Source organism: Pedobacter lithocola (assembly GCF_042650845.1).
GTDB classification, from domain to species: domain Bacteria; phylum Bacteroidota; class Bacteroidia; order Sphingobacteriales; family Sphingobacteriaceae; genus Pedobacter; species Pedobacter lithocola.
Window position 1 is genome coordinate 1,327,174 of record NZ_JBHSBW010000007.1, and the last position, 20,710, is coordinate 1,347,883.

Annotated in this window: 22 protein-coding genes and 1 tRNA gene; 10 read left to right on the forward strand and 13 right to left on the reverse strand. The window is 33.5% G+C overall.

Annotated features, from left to right (window positions below):
• Positions 1 to 73: 73 nt before the first annotated feature.
• From ACFOWA_RS08020 to ACFOWA_RS08045, 6 genes are all read left to right on the forward strand, one after another.
• The gene (locus ACFOWA_RS08020) at positions 74 to 286 is read left to right on the forward strand and encodes a DUF2281 domain-containing protein (RefSeq protein ID WP_378983753.1); all 213 of its coding nucleotides are present in this window, start codon (positions 74 to 76) and stop codon (positions 284 to 286) included.
• Positions 286 to 693, forward strand: a complete 408-nt coding sequence (locus ACFOWA_RS08025; RefSeq protein WP_378983756.1) for a type II toxin-antitoxin system VapC family toxin — start codon at positions 286 to 288, stop codon at positions 691 to 693. The genes ACFOWA_RS08020 and ACFOWA_RS08025 overlap by 1 nt, the downstream gene beginning before the upstream one ends.
• A 16-nt stretch (positions 694 to 709) precedes the next feature.
• Positions 710 to 1,660, forward strand: coding sequence for a M28 family peptidase (locus ACFOWA_RS08030; protein WP_378983758.1), 951 nt, complete (start codon positions 710 to 712; stop codon positions 1,658 to 1,660).
• A 183-nt stretch (positions 1,661 to 1,843) separates the two neighbouring features.
• A complete protein-coding gene (locus ACFOWA_RS08035; RefSeq protein WP_378983760.1) occupies positions 1,844 to 2,215 on the forward strand; it encodes a BlaI/MecI/CopY family transcriptional regulator in 372 nt (123 codons plus the stop codon).
• Positions 2,212 to 3,510, forward strand: coding sequence for a M56 family metallopeptidase (locus ACFOWA_RS08040; protein WP_378983762.1), 1,299 nt, complete (start codon positions 2,212 to 2,214; stop codon positions 3,508 to 3,510). The genes ACFOWA_RS08035 and ACFOWA_RS08040 overlap by 4 nt, the downstream gene beginning before the upstream one ends.
• A gap of 537 nt (positions 3,511 to 4,047) precedes the next feature.
• Positions 4,048 to 4,830, forward strand: coding sequence for a hypothetical protein (locus ACFOWA_RS08045; protein ID WP_378983765.1), 783 nt, complete (start codon positions 4,048 to 4,050; stop codon positions 4,828 to 4,830).
• Positions 4,831 to 4,919: 89 nt separating this feature from the next.
• On the opposite strand, the gene ACFOWA_RS08050 is transcribed toward ACFOWA_RS08045, so the two are convergent.
• From ACFOWA_RS08050 to ACFOWA_RS08070, 5 genes are all read right to left on the reverse strand, one after another.
• Positions 4,920 to 5,003, reverse strand: a tRNA-Leu gene (locus ACFOWA_RS08050).
• A 45-nt stretch (positions 5,004 to 5,048) separates the two neighbouring features.
• Positions 5,049 to 5,813, reverse strand: a complete 765-nt coding sequence (locus ACFOWA_RS08055) for an MBL fold metallo-hydrolase (RefSeq protein WP_378983767.1) — start codon at positions 5,811 to 5,813, stop codon at positions 5,049 to 5,051.
• A 49-nt stretch (positions 5,814 to 5,862) separates the two neighbouring features.
• Positions 5,863 to 6,135 carry a hypothetical protein gene (locus tag ACFOWA_RS08060; protein ID WP_378983770.1) on the reverse strand — a complete coding sequence of 91 codons (273 nt, stop codon included), beginning with the start codon at positions 6,133 to 6,135 and terminating at the stop codon, positions 5,863 to 5,865.
• A gap of 187 nt (positions 6,136 to 6,322) precedes the next feature.
• Positions 6,323 to 6,973 carry a LolA family protein gene (locus tag ACFOWA_RS08065; RefSeq protein ID WP_123204113.1) on the reverse strand — a complete coding sequence of 217 codons (651 nt, stop codon included), beginning with the start codon at positions 6,971 to 6,973 and terminating at the stop codon, positions 6,323 to 6,325.
• A 52-nt stretch (positions 6,974 to 7,025) separates the two neighbouring features.
• Positions 7,026 to 9,629, reverse strand: a complete 2,604-nt coding sequence (locus ACFOWA_RS08070) for an FtsK/SpoIIIE family DNA translocase (protein ID WP_378983773.1) — start codon at positions 9,627 to 9,629, stop codon at positions 7,026 to 7,028.
• A 370-nt stretch (positions 9,630 to 9,999) separates the two neighbouring features.
• Here ACFOWA_RS08070 and ACFOWA_RS08075 point away from each other — a divergent pair, with 370 nt between their 5' ends.
• The gene (locus ACFOWA_RS08075) at positions 10,000 to 10,653 is read left to right on the forward strand and encodes an ankyrin repeat domain-containing protein (RefSeq protein ID WP_378983776.1); all 654 of its coding nucleotides are present in this window, start codon (positions 10,000 to 10,002) and stop codon (positions 10,651 to 10,653) included.
• A 58-nt stretch (positions 10,654 to 10,711) separates the two neighbouring features.
• On the opposite strand, the gene ACFOWA_RS08080 is transcribed toward ACFOWA_RS08075, so the two are convergent.
• The 6 genes from ACFOWA_RS08080 to pyrF all read right to left on the reverse strand — a co-directional run bounded on the left by ACFOWA_RS08080 (position 10,712) and on the right by pyrF (position 15,024).
• Entirely contained in the window at positions 10,712 to 10,930 is a 219-nt protein-coding gene (locus tag ACFOWA_RS08080) for a PspC family transcriptional regulator (protein ID WP_378983778.1), read from the reverse strand.
• Positions 10,931 to 11,032: 102 nt separating this feature from the next.
• Positions 11,033 to 11,248, reverse strand: a complete 216-nt coding sequence (locus ACFOWA_RS08085; protein ID WP_378983780.1) for a hypothetical protein — start codon at positions 11,246 to 11,248, stop codon at positions 11,033 to 11,035.
• Between the two features lie 49 nt (positions 11,249 to 11,297).
• On the reverse strand, positions 11,298 to 12,581 hold the full coding sequence (locus ACFOWA_RS08090) for a DUF2851 family protein (RefSeq protein WP_378983782.1): 1,284 nt from the start codon (positions 12,579 to 12,581) through the stop codon (positions 11,298 to 11,300).
• Between the two features lie 64 nt (positions 12,582 to 12,645).
• Positions 12,646 to 13,560 carry a DMT family transporter gene (locus ACFOWA_RS08095; protein WP_378983785.1) on the reverse strand — a complete coding sequence of 305 codons (915 nt, stop codon included), beginning with the start codon at positions 13,558 to 13,560 and terminating at the stop codon, positions 12,646 to 12,648.
• A 211-nt stretch (positions 13,561 to 13,771) separates the two neighbouring features.
• The gene (locus tag ACFOWA_RS08100; RefSeq protein WP_378983787.1) at positions 13,772 to 14,143 is read right to left on the reverse strand and encodes a GxxExxY protein; all 372 of its coding nucleotides are present in this window, start codon (positions 14,141 to 14,143) and stop codon (positions 13,772 to 13,774) included.
• 29 nt (positions 14,144 to 14,172) lie between these two features.
• Positions 14,173 to 15,024, reverse strand: a complete 852-nt coding sequence (pyrF, locus tag ACFOWA_RS08105) for an orotidine-5'-phosphate decarboxylase (protein WP_378983790.1) — start codon at positions 15,022 to 15,024, stop codon at positions 14,173 to 14,175.
• Between the two features lie 413 nt (positions 15,025 to 15,437).
• Here pyrF and rho point away from each other — a divergent pair, with 413 nt between their 5' ends.
• On the forward strand, positions 15,438 to 17,156 hold the full coding sequence (gene rho / locus ACFOWA_RS08110) for a transcription termination factor Rho (RefSeq protein WP_378983792.1): 1,719 nt from the start codon (positions 15,438 to 15,440) through the stop codon (positions 17,154 to 17,156).
• Positions 17,157 to 17,279: 123 nt separating this feature from the next.
• Positions 17,280 to 17,975: a CDP-diacylglycerol--serine O-phosphatidyltransferase gene (pssA, locus tag ACFOWA_RS08115; RefSeq protein WP_378983795.1), complete on the forward strand. Its 696-nt coding sequence runs from the start codon at positions 17,280 to 17,282 to the stop codon at positions 17,973 to 17,975.
• On the opposite strand, the gene ACFOWA_RS08120 is transcribed toward pssA, so the two are convergent.
• Positions 17,972 to 18,355: an Hpt domain-containing protein gene (locus tag ACFOWA_RS08120; RefSeq protein WP_378983797.1), complete on the reverse strand. Its 384-nt coding sequence runs from the start codon at positions 18,353 to 18,355 to the stop codon at positions 17,972 to 17,974. The genes pssA and ACFOWA_RS08120 overlap by 4 nt on opposite strands.
• A gap of 17 nt (positions 18,356 to 18,372) precedes the next feature.
• Positions 18,373 to 18,867, reverse strand: a complete 495-nt coding sequence (gene folK, locus ACFOWA_RS08125) for a 2-amino-4-hydroxy-6-hydroxymethyldihydropteridine diphosphokinase (protein WP_378983800.1) — start codon at positions 18,865 to 18,867, stop codon at positions 18,373 to 18,375.
• Between the two features lie 51 nt (positions 18,868 to 18,918).
• Here folK and sppA point away from each other — a divergent pair, with 51 nt between their 5' ends.
• A complete protein-coding gene (gene sppA / locus ACFOWA_RS08130) occupies positions 18,919 to 20,685 on the forward strand; it encodes a signal peptide peptidase SppA (protein WP_378983802.1) in 1,767 nt (588 codons plus the stop codon).
• Positions 20,686 to 20,710: the final 25 nt, after the last annotated feature.

Here is a 20,710-nt window from a genome sequence, read left to right on the forward strand (position 1 = left end):
CGTAATATTGCACCATAACCCAGGTTTGAATAACATATTGAAAGTAGTATATTTGTTTTAAGCAGTCAGGATTATGTTAGCCACCGTTAAAGGATATTACGAAAAAGGAAAAATTATTTTAAATGAAAAGGCTCCAGTCCTGTCTAAAACGGATGTTATCGTAACGTTTTTAACTGAGGATAAACCTGATAACATCTTAAAAAGAACTCCTGGTGCATTTAAAGGTAAAATTTCAATATCTGATGATTTCGACGAACCTTTAGATGATTTTAAGGAATATATGTAATGACATCAAATCATTATCTCTTAGATACACATTGCCTCATTTGGTTTCAGGAAAATAATCCAAAAATACCAAGATTGGTGATGGAAACCATACAAAATATCGAAAACACAATTTATTTTAGCCAGATAAGTCTCTTTGAAATTGCAATTAAACAAGCACTAGGTAAGCTAACACATTTTGACATTACAGTTGAAGATATTTTTACCCAGGCTCTAAAAGATGGATTTACATTTATCCCTTTGGAAAATCCTGCGATATTTAACTATGGAAACATTCCCTTGTTAAATGATCATCGAGACCCATTCGACAGACTACTTATTGCTACAGCAATTCATAATGATGCTACACTATTGTCTGCAGATGAAAAATTTAAACTTTACCCAGACCTATTAAAATTGCTTTGGTAATCAATTAAACATAAACATGAAAATCCTTTATATTCTTCCCTTAGCTATGATGCTAAGCTGCTGTTCATCAGTAAAAAACCAAAGCACATCCAATTCAGGAAAACTCGATACCCAACTTTTAAAAGATGTAGAAACGCTTTCTTCTGATGCTTACCAAGGCCGAAAAACAGGTACCAAAGGTGCAGAAATGGCTCGGGCATACATCATTGATAGGTTTCAAAAATTAGGCTTAAAATCTTACCCGCAAAACGTTAATTACGCACAAGAATTTACATTTAATGCAAGAGGAGGCACTAAAGTTGATGGAACAAATGTTATTGGTTACATACCAGGTAAAGGCACGAATGTAATTGTAGTTTCTGCCCATTACGACCATTTGGGTGTGGTTAAAGACGAAGTTTTTAATGGTGCAGATGATAATGCATCTGGCACGGCTGGTTTATTAAAAATTGCAGCCTACTTCGCTAAAAATAAACCAAACAACACCATTATTTTTGCCTCTTTTGATGCTGAGGAAATGGGTTTACAAGGCGCAAAGGCATTTGTAGCCAATCCGCCAGTGCCTATTAATACCATTGCAGTTAATTTAAATATGGATATGATTAGCCATAGTGATAAAGGCGAATTGTACGTTTGTGGCACATTTAAATACCCAGCTTTAAAGAAATATGTAGATACCAATAGAAAAGACATCAAAGTTATTTTAGGTCACGACGACCCTAAACTTGGCCACGATGATTGGACAAACCAAAGCGACCAAGGCGCCTTTAACGCCAAAAATATTCCTTTTTTATACTTTGGTGTAGAAGACCATAAAGATTACCATAAGGCAACTGATGAATATCAAACCATTACCCAACAATTTTACAGCAACGCCGCGGATGCTGTTTTACAAGTTGTAAAAAATGTCGACAAGCAAACAGGCTTACAACAATCATTAAAAGATAAAATGATTATGAAAAACTAATCGACGAACTATTCATTTTTTAAAAGCCTATCCTTTCAGATAGGTTTTTTTTTGCTTATTATTTTTCATTGTCAAAATCAATATAACTCATTATCAGCATTTTAAGAATTAAACTACATAAATAGTTTGCAAACTATAAATATAGTAGTACATTCGTATAACGAAACTATAAAAATAGTTACAATGATGAAAGAACTTACAAAAGCAGAAGAGCAAATCATGCTTATTTTATGGGAAATGCAAGAAGCATTGGTAAAAGATGTGATAGAAAAAATGAATGAACCAAAACCAGCATATAATACGGTATCTACGGTAATAAGAGTGCTAGAAGGTAAAGGTTTTGTTGACCATAAAGCAATTGGAAATACATACATCTACTTCCCTATTGTAAAAGAAGCTGATTATAAACGATTTGCATTAGATAAGGTAATGAATAATTACTTTGAAAATTCGTATGAAAGCCTGGTTTCTTTTCTAGTAGAAGAAAAAAGCATGAGCAATGAAGAATTGAATGAAATTATTCGATTGGCAGAAAAACTTAAAAATAATAAATGATGACCTGGCTATATTATTTACTCGAAGCCAATCTGTACCTCGTATTTTTTTATGGGTTTTACAGGTTATTCTTACAAAAAGAAACTTTTTACACGCTTAACAGAAGCTATCTAGTATTAAGTACTGTAATGGCATTTTCTATTCCATTACTTCAACTGGGGTTTTTATCAAAAGAAGTTTTGCCCCAAGAAACAACCATCTATAATGAAGTTATGGTTGATAGGTCAATTTTTAGCATAGCAAATTTTTTAATGTTGGCATATCTTTTTATTGCAATGATATTTTTCGCAAAGATGCTGTGGGGATTTAGACATATTATTCGATTAATAAAAAAACCAAGTACAAAAACTGAGCAGGGAATTACCATTATACCATTAGAAAATACCAGTACAGCATTTTCTTTTTTCAATCTACTCTTTATAGACCCAGGACTACCACAAACAAATACTATTATACACCATGAAATGGCTCATATTAGGCAAAGACATAGTTTTGATGTAGTGTTTTTTGAAATCGATAAATGCGTTTGTTGGTTCAACCCAATTGCTCATTTATTAAAAAGTGACATTAAGCTTGTGCATGAATACCTAGCTGATGAGGAAACAACAAACCACGGAATAGAGAAATATGAGTATGCAGTTTTCCTGATACAAAACTCATGTGGCAATCGAGGAACACAATTAACGAATCAAATATTTAATTCATCCATATTAAAAAACAGAATAAATATGTTAAATCAAAAAAAATCAGCAAAATGGGCAAGGCTCAAATTGTTATTGGCTCTACCTATCGTTGGCGGGATGCTATGCGCCTCAACCATGGCTTTTACAAAAGATTACGGAACCATCGACTTGTATCCTAAAAAGAATACATCAAAAATTGTTTCCATTCAAGATACTGCTAAAAGACAAAAAGCTGTAGAAGTTATCATTATTCAAGAACCGACGGTTAGTTCAAAAAGAGTTAAAGGTGTAAAATTGGCGCCACCTCCACCACCACCTGCGCCACCAACTACTAAAAAAGTAAAAGGGGTAAAACTTGCCCCACCGCCGCCTGCAACTGAAATACCATTAACAAAAAAAGTAAAAGGCATTCATATTGCTCCACCACCACCGCCTGTTGAACCAAAAGGAACTAAACAAGTGGTGGATATTAAAAGTAATTATACTAAAGAAGGTAAACAAGTGTTAGACATTCAAATCGCACCTCCGCCGCCACCTGTTGATCCTAAATCAAAGAAACAACCAGATAAAAATGATGTGATTTATGGCGATCCGATAAAAGGAACAAAATAAAATTTATCCTTAGCGGCAAGCTTCATAATAAATATCAATAAAGAGTTTAAATAGATTAATAAAAAAACTTCGGTAGTTTTCACACTACTGAAGTTTTTTGTTGTACCCTCTCAGAGGATTACTTTGAACGCTTAAGTGCCTTTTTAAAGATACTGGGGACAATTGTTGATGACTTAAAGAGCAAGGGATTAATATAAAAATCTAGTATTTCGGAAAAGGAGGTAAACGTTATGTTAAGAATTTAGAACACAAAAACTTGGCAAATATGAATGAGAGTAGTTTTGCCTCTTTTCAATAACATGGAAAAAACATTTCATTTGACCCTTCTTGGACAAACCTTATCCCATTAATCCTATCTTACCAAATATTACCAAACTTTTAACTTATTAATTGTTAAACAATTAACATAATTACTAAAATTGGCGAGATGGGTTTAAACATTTTGTTCTATCCACTTACATGACAGTAAGGGGTTTTTATTTAAAACTTTTGTACATTCAATATTTTACGACAGTTAAGGAAAAAGGGAATTGATAAATGAATGAATTCAAGAGTGAAATGCAAATAGTAGATGATCCAAAATTTGATTTTCAAAGAGAAACTAACTTTGCTTATTATCCTTATGTTAGATTAAACCCTAAGGAGCTTCCAGGCATAATCGCAACCTATACTAAAAGGGTTCCTATACATCTGAGGGACAATGTAACCGGGATAATACTCCCCCAACACATTAATCTTTATTCATCTCAAACGTTGACTGAGGATGAATATGAAAATAAGAAACACATGCTAAGCTTGGAAGGTTACAATCCTTCATTAAGCACAGAAATGATTCAAAAATTTGTTAATTATTCTAGCTTAAAATTTCAATGCGTAGCATGCGCAGAAAATTTAAATCAATCTTTAAGAGAAGTACTAGGTAATTACTACAGATTTATTGGAGAGAATAATAGAGGTGAGATATTAAGGACAGATTTCAGTGGCTTAAGGGATATGTTAAGTCCTGTAATTAAAAAAGATAAGCGTCTGCATTCTATACCTTATTTCGATGACTATGACAAGAGAAAACTTTACACAAGTACATTTTTTAATTTTATAGCGGACAGAAACATTCTCACTCACGGAATTCTCTATTTAAACACTGATGATAATCAGATGTATCTAAACTACATCGTCAAAGAAAAAAAAATTGACGAATGGGCAGTACTAACTAATGAGTTTCTCCAATCGTTCTTTTGGGTCTCTGAACAATTAAGAAATCCTCCATCTGCAATAAGCGATCACATAAACCAATTACGGAAGGTACAGAAACAAAGCTAATCTGTAGCTAATCTGTATGTAAATAAGTATGTAAGTAAAAGAAAACCCCTTTAAGCATTTGATTTACAAGGGTTTTTATATAATAAAAGTACTCAAGAGGAGATTCGAACTCCCACACCCATACAGGCGCCAGCCCCTCAAGCTGGTGCGTCTACCAATTTCGCCACCTGAGTATATATTGCAAATATAATTTAATTTTAGGTTTTAGAAATAGCGTTCTATAAATCTATTTTCAAACCATCGTAAGCAAGCCTTATACTTGAAGGCAGAGATTGCTCAACTTCGTTGTGCAAGCCCAAATTGTGACTAATATGCGTTAGGTAAGTGGTTTGTGCGCCTACCTTTTCTGAAAATTCAATCGCTTCATTTAAAGTGAAGTGCGAAATGTGCGGCTCTATTTGCAAAGCATTAATAACCAATATTTTTGTCCCTTTTATTTTCTCGAAGCTACTCTCAGAAATGGTTTTTGCGTCGGTTATGTATGTAAAATCACCTATTCGATATCCGGTTATTGGAAGTAAGTGGTGCATCACTTCAAAGGGGATAATGGTGCTGTTACCTATTTTAAAGTCCACACCATTAATTACCTCATGCAAGTTTATTTGTGGCAAACCATGGTATTTCGTATCAGCAAAAATATAATAAAATTCGCGTTTTAAAGCGGTTTGGACGCGTTCTGTAGCATAAACATCGATAACCTTGTGTAGCAAATAATTAAATGGACGGATATCATCCAGGCCAGCAATATGATCTTTATGTTCATGTGTAAATAGAACTGCATCTAAATCTTTAACTTTTGCTCTTAAAAGTTGGTATCTAAAATCTGGTCCGCTATCTACTACAATTGTTTTATCATCGGTTTCAATTAAAATTGATGTTCTTAATCTATTGTTCCTAAAATCTGTAGATAGGCAAACTTCACAATTACAAGAAATTACAGGAACGCCTTGAGATGTGCCTGTACCTAAAAAAGTAACCTTCATCCTAAAAATTTTTCCTTTCTAAACCTATAATTTACGATTCGTAACTGCATTAAAATAATTCTGTTTGCTGTAAAGATTGAAAAAATTGCCTTTGTTTATCATCCAGTAAATTTTCATCGGTAGATGTTTGCTTTACCAAATTTACCAAAGCAGTTATTTTGCCTTCCAAATTAGAAAATTTATTTACTACGATAACTTTACTATGCTCTAATAAGCAAGAGCCTGTTTTGAAATTCCCCTTCTCGTAACGAACCTTGAAACCCATTGCAAAAAGCAATTGCTCAAGTTTCTCTAAAGTGTGATTGGTGAGTGGCAACGACATTAGAACAAACTTAGAGAAATATGAGGAGCATTCATAAATAGAATTGATTTATTTACCAATTTATAAAAACAGAAATTGCATCTTCTACCTATTTTAAATATTCTACGAAAATTAATGATTAAAACAAAAAGGTTCAACTGTTACCAGCTGAACCTTTTAAATATTATCTATTAAAATGGATGGAAAATTATCTTAAATCAACAACTTCAACACCTGGATATTTTTTAGCATCAAAGGCAAATGTAGTTTCAGGAACTTTAACATTCGGTACAAAAGTTTTTACGTTATATGTGTATTTGTTTCCATTTTTATCAAATAAAACCACGTTTGCAATTTGTTTTGCAGCTTTATCGATACTTAAGCGAACTTTAAAAATTGATTTCTTTGCGTCCGTTGGCGTCAAGTCAATCATTTGGTAAGTTTTTGAACCAACTTTTTCTTCACCTGTGTAAATGTATTTAAAACCTTTTTCGTACACGGTAAAAATTTTAGCTGGGTTTATAGCGTCGCCACTGTTATCTACATTACTTACCTGTACTTCTTTATCTTTTTTAAGATAAGTCCACTGGCTTTTACCATCACTAAACAACTCTTGGTTCGTCATTGCAACTTTGTATTTATTAGAGTTGGCTTTAACGTACAATGTACCTTGTTGAGTTTCTTTTACCTTAGCTTTAGGGTTATCTAAAGTGAAAGTAAAGTCAGTTTTTACAATATTATACGTTTTGTATTTCTTACTTACATCAGCTAAAATTGCTTTAGCTTTCGCATCAGTTTGAGCATAAGTTGAAGTTGCAAATGCTGCTACAACCATTAATGCTGAAATTAATTTCTTCATCTTGTATCTTTTAAATTTTCTTTTGAAACATTTGATTAGCAAATTGATAGTTCTAATCTTTGCTGTTCATACTATTCAAGAACTGTTCCAAAGAATATTCATCAGGATATAAAACCTCGCGGGCCTTGCTTCCTTCAAACGGACCCACAATGCCGGCTGCCTCTAATTGATCTATAATTCGCCCTGCCCTATTATATCCAAGTTTTAGTTTACGCTGTATCAACGACGTAGATCCTTGCTGGTGCAGAACTATCAGTCTTGCAGCATCTTCAAAAAACTTATCCCGTTCATTTGGGTCGAAATCTGCTTTGCTTCCTTCACCTGCTTCATCAACATATTCAGGGAGTTGATAAGCATCAGAATAACCGCGTTGATTACCAATATACTCAGAAATTCTATCCACTTCAGGTGTATCAACAAAAGCACACTGTAGCCTGATTAAGTCGCTTCCTGTTGATAAAAGCATATCTCCTCTACCAATTAGCTGGTCTGCACCACCGCTATCTAAAATCGTTCTTGAGTCTATTTTAGATAAAACCCTAAAAGCTAACCTAGCTGGGAAATTGGCTTTAATAGTACCTGTAATAATATTTACCGAAGGACGCTGAGTTGCTAAAACCAAATGAATACCGATTGCACGGGCCAACTGTGCCAAACGGGCTATTGGCGCTTCAACCTCTTTACCTGCAGTCATCATTAAGTCGGCAAACTCATCTACCACTAAAACGATGAAGGGCAAAAATCTATGTCCATTATTCGGATTAAGCTTGCGTTTAATAAATTTATCGTTGTACTCTTTTAAGTTTCTTACTTGAGCATCTTTTAATAGATCGTAACGCTGATCCATTTCGATACAAAGTGAGTTTAATGTGTTTACTACCTTTTTTGTATCGGTAATAATTGCATCAGCTTCACCAGGTAATTTGGCTAAAAAGTGGCGTTCAATTCTATTAAATAGGGTTAATTCTACTTTTTTCGGGTCGACCAATACAAATTTTAATTGTGCCGGATGTTTCTTAAATAACAATGAAACTAGAATTGCATTAATACCTACAGATTTACCCTGACCTGTAGCCCCAGCCACCAATAAGTGTGGCATTTTAGCTAAATCTGCTATAAATACCTCATTACTAATGGTTTTACCTAAAGCGATTGGCAAATCCATGGTGTTTTGAGTCCACTTTTCGGTATTTAAAATGCTACGCATCGGCACCATTTCCGGATGTTGGTTTGGTACTTCAATACCAATTGTTCCTTTGCCTGGCATTGGTGCTATAATACGAATCCCTAAAGCAGCTAATGAAAGTGCAATATCATCTTCCAGGTTTTTAATTTTTGAAATTCTAACTCCGGGGGCAGGAATAATTTCGTAAAGCGTAACTGTCGGACCAATCGTTGCCTTAATCTTATCAATTTCGATGTTGTAATGGTTAAGCGTTTCTACGATTTTATTTTTATTGGCTTCCAATTCCTCTGCATTAACCGAAATTTTATTGGTGCCATAATTTTCTAATAAATCTATTGTCGGGTATTTATAGCCAGCTAAATCTAATTTTTCATCATAATTACCAAACTGTTCAACCAAATCTTCCGATTTTTTATCTTCCTCCGTTTTTTGAATGGTAAAACTAGGTTCTCTAACCTCTTCCTCATCTTGAATGGTTGGCTCTACAACCAATGGCAAACTCGAAGCAGCTGCAGTTGCCAATGGTAAATTTGTTGCTAAAGGCGATAAAACTACAGGCGGTACGGTTGTTTCTACTTCTTGTTCTTCATAACGATTAGGCTGTAAAACAACATTTTGTTGCCTCCGTTCATTATTTATAGGTGCCTTATCTCTTATCGGAAATTCAATAGGTTCATTATCTACCTCACTAGCTTTGCTTTGTGCAAATTTCTCTCTTACTTCGTTAACAAAATCTGGCGTTTCATTATCTAAATAAACTTCTTTCTCTTTACGTTCCGGAAACTTAAAATCGATATTATAGGCGATGATTAAAATGGTTAAGCCAGCAAAGGCAATTAATCCTGCTACACCCGCAGCACCAATTTGAGCGCTCAACAACTTATTGCTCCAATAACCAAATTCGCCTTCTAAGTAATGTGGCGATTCTGCCCAAAAACTATGTGCAAAACCAAGTGTTAAGGATATAAATAGTAAAAAGAAAAAGCTATAACCAAGAGTTTTAGAAATTGATAAAATTCTAACTTTAAACAGTAAACGATATCCAATAATAAAAAACGCTAATACAAAAAGAAATGATGCGATACCGAACCATTCGTATATAAATTGATGCGATAATAAAGCACCAAATTTACCCAACCAGTTTTGCACAACTGGAATATTTACACCCGAATCTTTTAACTCTTCGGCTGTTTTAAATAAATTCCCCCAACCACCGTTTGCATCTATAACATAACTTTGATCATCCTGCCAAGTAAACAAGTACGATGTAAAAGCAATTAAAAAATATAGTGAAAGTATAACAAAAAATAAACCCAGTATTTTTATAGCTCTTCCATCCTGCAAATCAAAATTTGGTAGATATTCTCTCTTCTCCTTTGGTTGGCGAATAGACGAAGACCTCCCAGATGTGTTTTCTGCACCTCTTTCTCTGAATGTATTGGATTTGAATTGGTTTCCCTTTACCGCCATTTTCTAGTAATAATATAAAAAGCAAACTTAGACAAAATTGTTACGATTGTAAACAATTTTATTGATTCTCCCCTGCCGAGAAAAATAATAATAAATAATTTTTCTTACAACCTGTTAAACCTTAATCAGTAAATCTGGTCTATTAAATTAACAACACACAAGTTGTCGCGTTTTGTCAAATGAAACGGATTTTGTTTTAGGTTTATCCCGTTTTACCTGGAGAGGTGAAACGGGATTTTTATTTTTAATATTAATTATTTAAAAATCTGGGTGCTAAATTAAACTTCACAATACAAAATTTCAATCACTTATTTCTTCACGCTATTTATTTTTATTAATTTGAAAAGATTATTTGTAATAGATTAAAACAATGGATATTATAAACCTTGAAAAAGAAATAGAAGCTGGAAATTTAAATGCTGTAAAGGAGATTTTAATTCAAAATCCGAGCCTCGCCAATACTGATACCTCGCACCGGATATCTCCATTGTTATTGGCCTGCTATTACAAAAAACCTGAAATTGCAAATTTAATAGCGGAGTTTATAGACCAGCTAACCATATTTGAAGCTTGTGCTGCAGGTAAATTCGATGCTGCAACAATGCTTATCTTCCAAAATCCCAAACTAATAAATGAGTTTTCGGATGATGGATTTACACCTTTAGGTTTGGCATGCTATTTCAACCATGAAGATATTGCAAGGTTTCTGATTGTGAAAGGTGCTGATGTGAACCTCGCTTCAAAAAATGGATTTAATGTTTTTCCTATACACTCAGCTGTTGCGGCAAATAATATAAGCATTACAAAAATGTTGCTCGATAATGGCGCATATCCAAATGTTTGTCAGAAAGCTGGTTTAGCACCCTTACATACATCAGCACAACTTGGCAACATAGAACTTATAATTTTGCTTTTAGAACGTGGTGCTGAAGTAGGTTTAAGAATGGAAGGTGGAAAACTGCCTGCAGATTTAGCCGCGGAGAAAGGTTTTAATGAAATTGCAGAAATTTTAAGAGAAGATTAATCAGTTAAAAATTTTCAGTTTTTGGTTTGCACCTGTAAATTACATAATTGCAATTGTATTACTCCCAAATTCTCAAACGCATTTTCTTCATATATGTTCTAATATCTAACACAACGGCTGCTAAGAAATAAAAAAGTATAGGAAAACCTACTGCTAAGAAAGAAGAATAAATAAAAAATAGACGAACTTTTGATGTACTCATATTTAGTTTATTGGCTAAATACGTAGAAACACCAAAACTCTGTTGCTCGAAATAAGTTATAATTTTTTGAAACATATTTAAGCTTATTTATGCTGATGAAATTAATTAAATACCTAATTCTAAACTAATTTATAAATAAAATTTGATTTAAATAATCTTAATTTCTCTTGAAATTTATTATTCAAGAATTAATTTTTCAAAATCCTGTTTATTCTCATGCTTAATAAAAAGTATTTGCGGGTCTTCTAATCCTGAATATTTCTTTTTCAAGTCTTTCTTAAACAATTCTACATCAACACCATCAATCAAAATCACAGTTAAGGCATCAGCGTTACCTCTAACTTCAATAATTTTATCTGGGTAAAGCTCTTTAAGTTCGTGTGGGAATTCCATATTGGTAAAACTTATTTAATTATAGAAAGTTTGATAAAAGTTTAAGCAATTACACTTGCCTTAAAATTTTAATTCCTATACCGCAAGATAAACATTTTTTAACATCACAATAATGATTTTTAAGTTGCAAAATGGCTTGCGATGCAAATGCATTATCCATTTTTACGCCAGCTTGCGTAAACTTCGATGTAATTCCATTTTCTTCTGCTGGCAAACTTTCTAATAATTTTATTGCCCTGTTAATATAATATTGGGTTCCGGTATGTTTTCCATAAGCAAACAAAAACAACGCTATCGTATTCAATAAAATATTATCAACCGAGGTTTTACCGATTTGGATACCTACATCTGCAGTTTTCTTTTTAAAATGATAATGTGTTTTCCAATAAGGATTTACAGGTAAATCATCAAATAACTTGCGCAATTCGGTAATATCTTTTACCTCTAGAATACTAGAAAACAAATGATTTGATTTTACAATTAAAGCTGCAAACTGAGCCAAACGTATGGTTGGGAAGTTTTGTGGACGCATACGCATAAACTTCCATATAGAAACCTCCAATGGTTTTATGCTATATTTCTTTTGTAGAAATTGAAATTCCTTTTGCAACATTACTGGATATTCGTCTTCAAAGCTGTCTTTTAAAAACCCTGCCGAGCCGAAAACGAGGGCTTCAATTTGTAGTGGATTATCTTTGTGCTTGCCATAAATTTGCTGTGGAATGGCCTTCGCAAAAAGCTCAAAAGGTAAAGCATTAACCTTAAAACCAAAATTTCGAGCCAAAAACCAATAGAATGTTTCATCCCAATTACCTTTCAATTCGTTCAGGCAATCCAATACAATAGCTGTTTTTTGTTCAAATCTTTCAATTAATGTTCTTGATAAAAAAGAATCAATGATGATTTTATCAACATATTGTATTTGCGCAACACAAGGAAAATCAGTAAGTGTTAAAAATAAGTGCTCGTATTTTTGAATTAAATCTTTTGCAATACGATTTTTAAGCTCTAAAACAGGCAAAATAGAACCGTCAATTCTATTAATAACAGCATCATTTTCGTAAACGATATGCAAAATTACATTTTCATAGCCTGCATCATTTTGATGATTGTGCTTTAACCAATCTGATGATTTTAAGTGAATTTCTACATTACCCGCCCAAACCGTTTCACCAATTTGAATTTTTGCATTATTAAAATCGGGACCAGCATTCTTATTTAAAAATCCCTGATGAATAATTTTCAATTCCTCTCCATCAGCGGTTTTTAACTTATTGCTATCAAACGACTTGAACTGCCAAACATAGTGCAAAAAATCTTCTGGAAAATCCATCCATGAAGATAATAAATTATTCCCAAAAGTTTTGAATCAAAATTTAGAGTTAAATTAGCCTGACCTACGATATTTTGCCAACTGCATCAGCTTTCTTTTTGTAATTAGTGATAAATACACCTGCAATAATTAAAACCGTTGCAACTATTAAATCTATCCCAACTTTTTCATTCAAAATTAACCAACCTAAAAATATAGCAATAATAGTATTGAAGTAAGTCAAAATGGAAACTTCAGATGCGGAAACTTTTTTAAGCGCATAATGATAGCAGAAATATCCTAATACCGAACCAAAAACAGCCAAGTATACCGCAGCAAAAATACTTTCTGTTTTCCAAGAACTTACATCGGCTTTGCCAGAGAAAATAATAGCTAAGCCAAATTGAACTAATGCTGAGAAAACAAATTGATAGAAAAGATTTAGATATATATATTGAGGCTTCCCGCTGTGTTTTTTAGAGTAAATGGTTCCGATTGTCCACCCGGAAACAGCAATTACCAATGATAATATTCCATTTCGATAATCCGGCTCCAGTAAATCATTAATACCATCTCTAAAAATAAATACAATACCTAAAAAACCAATAAATACACCAATAAAACCTTTCAAACTTGCTTTCTGAATACCGAGAAATACACAGCCTAAAAACACCAATAATGGCGATGTAGCATTAATCAACGATGTTAAACCACTCGGAATTGTTTTTTCTGCCACGGTTGTCATTCCATTTGCTATTATCACCATTAAAATAGAGAGCAAAATTTGTCTCTTAAAGTTCGACCAGCCAATCCATTTTAATTCTTTTTGTTTTATTAAAATTATTAAAATAATTAATGACGCAATGCTTTGTCTGATAGCAGTTACGTACCAGGCAGGAATACTATCTACCGCGATACGAATGCCTAAATAGGTTGTTCCCCAAATTAAGGCGACGCCGGTTAGGGCAAGGATAAGTTTTAAATCTATTTTGGGTTTCATAATTGGAGTAGGTATTTAACCACAGATGGACACAGATAAACACTGATATTTAGATACTGTAAACGATCAGGAGAACTTTAAGATTAGAATAATAATGATACATTAATTTCAATCTATTTTGGTTTTGATAAATCGTGAATTTATTTAAACAAAATGAGAATAGATCAATACTGATTAATAGTAGTTGTGATACTTTGGATAATTTTTTATTTTAATATCCATTAATCATTCTTTTAATTTCAATTCTGGGCTTACCAAAATTTAATATCAAACCACATCTCTTATTACAAGCAATGAGATAGTTCATTAGTTGAGCCTGATGAATTTCAGTAAGCATAGAAACTGTTTTTAATTCAACAATAATTTCATTTTGCACATATAAATCGACAAAATAATCTCCTACAACTTCGTCATCATAAAAGACTTGAAGTGCATGTTGTTTAGTTACTGATAATCCAGTTTTTTTTATTTCTATATAGAGAGCATTTTCGTAAACCTTCTCTAAAAAGCCACAACCAAGAGTATTTGACACTTTATATGCTGCACCAATTATTTTCTCAGTAATCTCATCTTGATAAATCATAACTTATATGTGCTACTAAATTCTTAAAATCAGTGTTTATCCTGTCTATCTGTGGTTAACTTATAAGATACCAGTATCTGCTCCATTTCACGTTGCAGTTTCAAAGCCTCTTCTCTTGCCTTTTCTGCGAAATCTTCGCCATTGCCTGCGTAAATAATACCACGGGATGAATTTATTAATAAACCACATTGAGCATTCAAGCCATATTTACAAACTTCATGCAAATCGCCTCCTTGGGCACCAACACCAGGTACTAAAAGAAAATGATTGGGTGCTAACTTACGTACATCGGCAAAAGCAGCACCACGAGTAGCACCAACAACATACATCATTTGTTCATCAGTTGCCCATTGTTGTGAGGTTTTTAATACCTTTTCGAATAGCTTTTCGCCTCCTATTTCTTGCAGTTGGAAATCGGCATGACCAGCATTGGAAGTTAAAGCCAGTAGAATCACCCATTTATTTGCAAAACGTAAAAACGGCGTAACAGAGTCGCTACCCATATAAGGTGCAACCGTAACCGAATCAAAACTCATTTCTGATGATTGCTGATTAAAAAAAGTTTCAGCATACATCGATGAGGTATTCCCAATGTCACCACGTTTAGCATCAGCAATACTAAAAATATCTTCAGGAATATATTTCCAGGTTTCAATTAAAGTTTCCCAACCCTTTTTTCCATAACATTCGTAAAAAGCAGTATTTGGTTTATAAGCCACACATAAATCTTTCGTTGCATCAATAATTTGTTTATTAAATTCTAAAATTGGATTTTCGTACTTTAGAAGGTGTTTTGGGATTTTATCCAATGTAGAATCTAACCCAACACATAAAAAAGAACGCTTTTTTTGTATCTGCTCGAAAAGTTGTTGCTTAGTCATATAATGCCTTATTTGCTGCAAATATGAGGTTTTTTAAGTTTTATGAGTGATAAAATTGAGAACTGATTAAATATTTTTATAAACATTTTAAACTTTTGTTTGCAGTTTACGTTTCAAATACATACAATTGCATCATAATTTCTCAACCGTTTATCTGAATATCCCAGAAAAATCTATCAAGACTTGTTTTTTGTTACCATTTTTTTGAAAGCGATTAATCGTTTTTATTCAGCATTTAAACATTTATAATACATTTTGAGTATTAAAAATCAAACTCAGTTTAGTTTTATAACCGTTAGAATTTATGTACAAAAAGCTAGGCTTTCACTTAAGATATATAGCCTTTGCAAATTTATAACAGGAAACATCTGTTATAAAAAATTTAAAAATTTCTTGAAACATATATATTTAGAATGTTCAGTAAAACAGAATTAAATGATAAGCTCACATCAGAATTACGTGAGCTTGCAAAAACTTATGGCATTGAAGCTGCCGATTCTCTAAGAAAAATTGATCTTGTTGAAGTGCTATTACATCAGCAAGAAATTATAAATGCTGCTAAATCTGGCGCCGATCCTTACAATGAAGCAGAAGCAACTGAAGTTAAAGTAGTACCAACACCAAAAGCGAAAGCATTGAAAGCAGAAAAAGCGCCTAAAGTTAATGCTCAAGCGACTGAAACTGTTACTGCTGAAAAGCCTGCAAAGAAAAGAGCTCGTTTATCAAAAGATGAATTAGCCGCTCCAATAGAGAGAAGAAAAGAATCTGTAACACTTTTTGATGAACCGCAACACCAACAGCAAACTGAAACGCAACCAGATATGATTGTAGAATCGGAAGAAGGCAGCAGCAAACCAATATCTGCTTTGCTTGAAGAAAGTGCTGAACCAATAGTTGCCGCACCAAAGCAACGACAAGAGCAAAAAGACAAACCACAACGTGATGATAATCGCCAGCCAAAGCAACCCGGCGGTGGCAATCATCATAAAAATGAAAACAGTTATTCTAATTTAGATTTTGATAACGTAATTACAAACGAAGGTGTTTTAGAAATTATGCCCGATGGCTATGGTTTCCTTCGCTCGGCCGATTACAATTATTTAACCTCTCCTGATGATATTTACGTATCACAATCACAAATAAAACTTTTCGGTTTAAAAACCGGCGATACCGTAAAAGGTAGCATTCGTCCACCAAAAGAAGGTGAAAAATATTTTCCGCTTGTTCGCGTAGAAACGATTAATGGCAGAGTACCAGCTGAAGTTCGCGATCGTGTTCCATTTGACTACCTAACACCACTTTTCCCAACTGAAAAACTAAATTTATTTACGGATAACAACAATTACTCTACCCGTATTATGGATTTGTTTACGCCAATTGGTAAAGGTCAGCGTGGTTTAATTGTTGCACAACCAAAAACAGGTAAAACCAATTTGCTTAAAGAAGTTGCTAACGCTATTGCTAAAAATCACCCAGAAGTTTATTTAATTATCCTTTTAATTGATGAACGACCTGAAGAGGTTACGGATATGGCAAGAAGTGTAAGAGCTGAGGTTATTGCATCAACTTTTGATGAACCGGCAGAACGCCATGTAAAAATTGCCAATATTGTTTTAGAAAAATCTAAACGTTTGGTAGAAAGCGGACATGATGTAGTTATTCTTTTAGATTCGATTACACGTTTAGCAAGGGCGTACAATACAACTGCTCCAGCATCAGGTAAAATATTATCGGGTGGTGTTGATGCTAATGCATTACACAAACCAAAGCGTTTCTTTGGAGCTGCTCGTAACATAGAAAATGGAGGTTCTTTAACCATATTGGCTACAGCTTTAACCGATACAGGTTCTAAAATGGATGAAGTTATCTTTGAAGAATTTAAAGGTACTGGTAACATGGAGTTACAATTAGATCGTAAATTATCTAACAAACGTATTTTCCCTGCTATTGATATTACGGCCTCGAGTACACGTCGCGATGATTTACTTTTAGATAGAGATACACTACAACGTGTTTGGATTTTACGTAACCACCTTGCAGATATGAACAGCCAGGAAGCTATGGAATTTGTACAAGCACAAATCAAAGGCACTAAAAGCAATGAAGAGTTTTTAATTTCGATGAACAGCTAGTAAAAGGCTGAAAGGTAAAAGTTGTAAGGCTTAAGTTTTCCAGAATGGATGCTTAAGTCTTACACATTTGTAAGTTAGATTTTTGTCTAAACCTTATACCTTTAACCTTATATCATAATCCTCATGAAAAGGCATATACCCAATGCGATTACCTGTGCAAATCTGTTTTCTGGTTGTATCGGAATCGTTTTTGCATTTAAAGGCGATTTACAAATTGCTGCATATTTCGTAATCCTTTCAGGTGTTTTTGATTTTTTTGATGGAATGGTTGCCCGATTATTAAATGTAAAATCGGCTATTGGGAAAGATTTAGATTCGTTGGCCGATATGGTAAGCTTTGGTTTTCTACCGGGTGTAATTATGTTTCAGCTTTTAAAAGTAAGTGACTATTCATCAGAACAACTGCCCTATTTAGGGTTTTTTATCACTGTTTTCTCGGCTTTGCGCTTAGCTAAATTTAATAACGATGAAAGGCAAACTGAAGATTTTATTGGCTTAAACACTCCAATGAACACACTTTTCATCTGTTCCTTGCCTTTCATCGCTGTAGATTACCCACAAATAGTTGGCTCTACAATTTTATTACTAGCCATAACAGCCTTAACATCTTTTTTATTGATAAGCGAAATAAAAATATTTTCTCTAAAATTTAGCAATTTAAGCTGGGCAAAAAATAAAATTAAATTTATTTTTTTAATCTTATCTGCCATTTTAATTGGCTTTTTACAATTCGCCGCAATACCGTTTGTGTTGGTAATTTATATCGCTTTATCAATTTTGCATTTTAGAGGTGAGCGAGAATCGTTAAAACAAGTTTAGCCGATATTATACACAGCCTTAACATTCATTATTGCATCTTGTATTTGAATGCAAATTATATCTAAAACTGAATGCAATTCTTCAACTTTCGTTGTTAGCGAATCTATATTGCCTTCATTTTTTGCATCATTTTCTATCAATTGAACAAAATCTTTAACATCATCTCTACCTACATAAGTAAAAGTTGGTTTTATTTTATGGGCACAATTGGCTACCTTTTTCCAATCTTTATTTAGTAAAGCATCATTTAATTCTACCAAATAAACTGGTGTTTGCTCCAGGAAGGTTTCTAAAACTTCGATCATAAATTCAGGATCATGACCAACCATTTCTTTAAGATAGGATAAATCTAAGGGATGATTATCTCTGTTATCTTGCATAAAATAAATATAACCATTTACAGTTTAACTACGTCCAAATCATCTAAAATATTTTCTGCAATTTCTAAAATAGTTTTTCCCAAAATTGGATGTTTCACATTTGGAGCAATTTCTGCTAAAGGTTTCATAACAAAGCCCCTATTTTGCATCTGCGGATGTGGTATTTGAAGTTTTCCTTCAATATTAATAACCTCATTACCGAACAAAATTAAATCGATATCTATTAACCTTTCACCCCATTTTTCTTTTCTTATTCTACCCAATTTAAGCTCAATTTCTAAAGCAATATTTAGCAACTGTAAAGCATTAAACTTTGTACTTATTTCTACAGCTTGATTTAAAAAATCGGGTTGATCTTCTTTTCCCCAAGCCGCTGTTTCATAGATTGATGATACCGACAGCACCTCTCCTGCTTCCTTCTCTAGTAGTTCAATTGCTAGTTGTAAATTCTTCTGTCTGTCACCTAGGTTTCCTCCTAGTAACAAATAAGCAATTGTGTGCTCTAATGCCATATTTAGCCTTTGTATTTTTATATCTTTACTGCACAAAATTAAAACATTTAAATGAGAGAATTTTTCAAGTATCTATTTGCCTCTATGTTAGGGTTTTTCCTATCAATCATCGTTGTATTTTTCATCTGCTTTGTTATTATTGCCGCAGCCATTTCATCGATTGATGATGATAAAACGGTAACCGTTGGCAATAATTCGGTACTGTTTTTAAACCTCGACCAAGCCATAACCGAGCGTACCCCTAAAAACCCATTCGGTAATTTACCTATTGTTGGTGGGGAAGAAAAGGACGGAATTGGTTTAAACGACCTATTAAAATCTATCAAAAGAGCAAAAAATGATGATAACATTAAGTGTATTTATTTAAATGTGGGCAGTCCGAATGCAGGTTTTGCAACCATGAGAGAGGTAAGAAACGCATTAATTGATTTTAAAAAATCGCATAAGAAAATTTTAGCTTATAGCGAAGTTTATACGCAGGGCGCTTATTACCTGGCTTCAGTTGCCGATAAATTATATTTAAATCCCGAAGGTGCATTGGAATTTAAAGGCTTTAGTTCTGAATTAACCTTTTTTAAAGGAACACTTGAAAAGGTTGGTGTAGAAATGCAGGTAATTCGAGTTGGGAATTATAAAAGTGCTGTAGAACCATATATTCTTGATAAAATGAGCGATTATAATCGCAAACAAGTTACTGCTTACGTTGGCGGATTATACAACACCTTCCTTACAGATATTGCGCAAAGCAGAGACATTCAGAAGGATAGCCTTTACAGCATAGCTGATAATTATAAAATCAGAGAACCAAAAGATGCTGTAGGTTTTAAAATGATAGATGGTTTGAAATACAAAGACGAAGTTCTTGAAGAATTAAAGGCGATTTCGGGTAAAACTAAAAAACAAAGCATTAGTTCTGTATCAATAAATGATTATGCAAAAAATAATGGTTCAACAGGTTCGGAAAAAGATAAGATTGCAGTTATATACGCAAATGGAGAAATAACTGGTGGAGAAGGTTCTGATAACCAAATCGGTTCTGAAAGAATTTCTAGAGCAATTCGCAAAGCCAGGCTAGATGATGATATTAAGGCAATTGTGCTCCGGGTTAACTCACCAGGTGGTAGTGCCTTGGCGTCGGATGTAATTTGGAGAGAAATCGTTTTAACCAAAAAAGAAAAACCTGTTATTGCCTCCTTTGGAGATGTTGCCGCATCTGGCGGTTATTATATTGGTTGCGCTGCCGATAGTATTTTTGTTCAGCCTAATACAATTACGGGTTCTATTGGTGTATTTGGTATCATTCCAAATTTCCAAAACTTAATGACAAATAAGCTCGGAATAACTTTTGATGGAGTTAAAACAGGTAAATACGCAGATATTATGGCAACAAACCGCCCTATGACTGCAGGAGAAAGATTTATCATCCAAAACGAATTAAACAGAATTTACAACGGCTTTATTACACGTGTGGCCGATGGCAGAAAAAAGACTAAAGCTTATATTGATAGCATTGGCGGTGGACATGTATGGATTGGAACCGATGCCGTACAAATTGGTTTAGCTGACAGAATTGGAAGTTTTAATGATGCTATAAACGCTGCTGCTAAAAAAGCTAATGTAAAAGAATATAAAGTTGTAGAATATCCGGATGTTATCGACCCACTAAAATCTCTTTTGGAAGAAAGTACCGATAAGATTAAAACTTACTACACAAAACAAGAACTAGGCGACAACTACCTGCTGTATCAGCAAATGAAAAAGGTAATTGCAAGTTCTGGTATCCAGGCAAGAATGCCTTTTGAAGCGGTTATAAAATAGGTTTTTATTGAATATGTAAGATGGA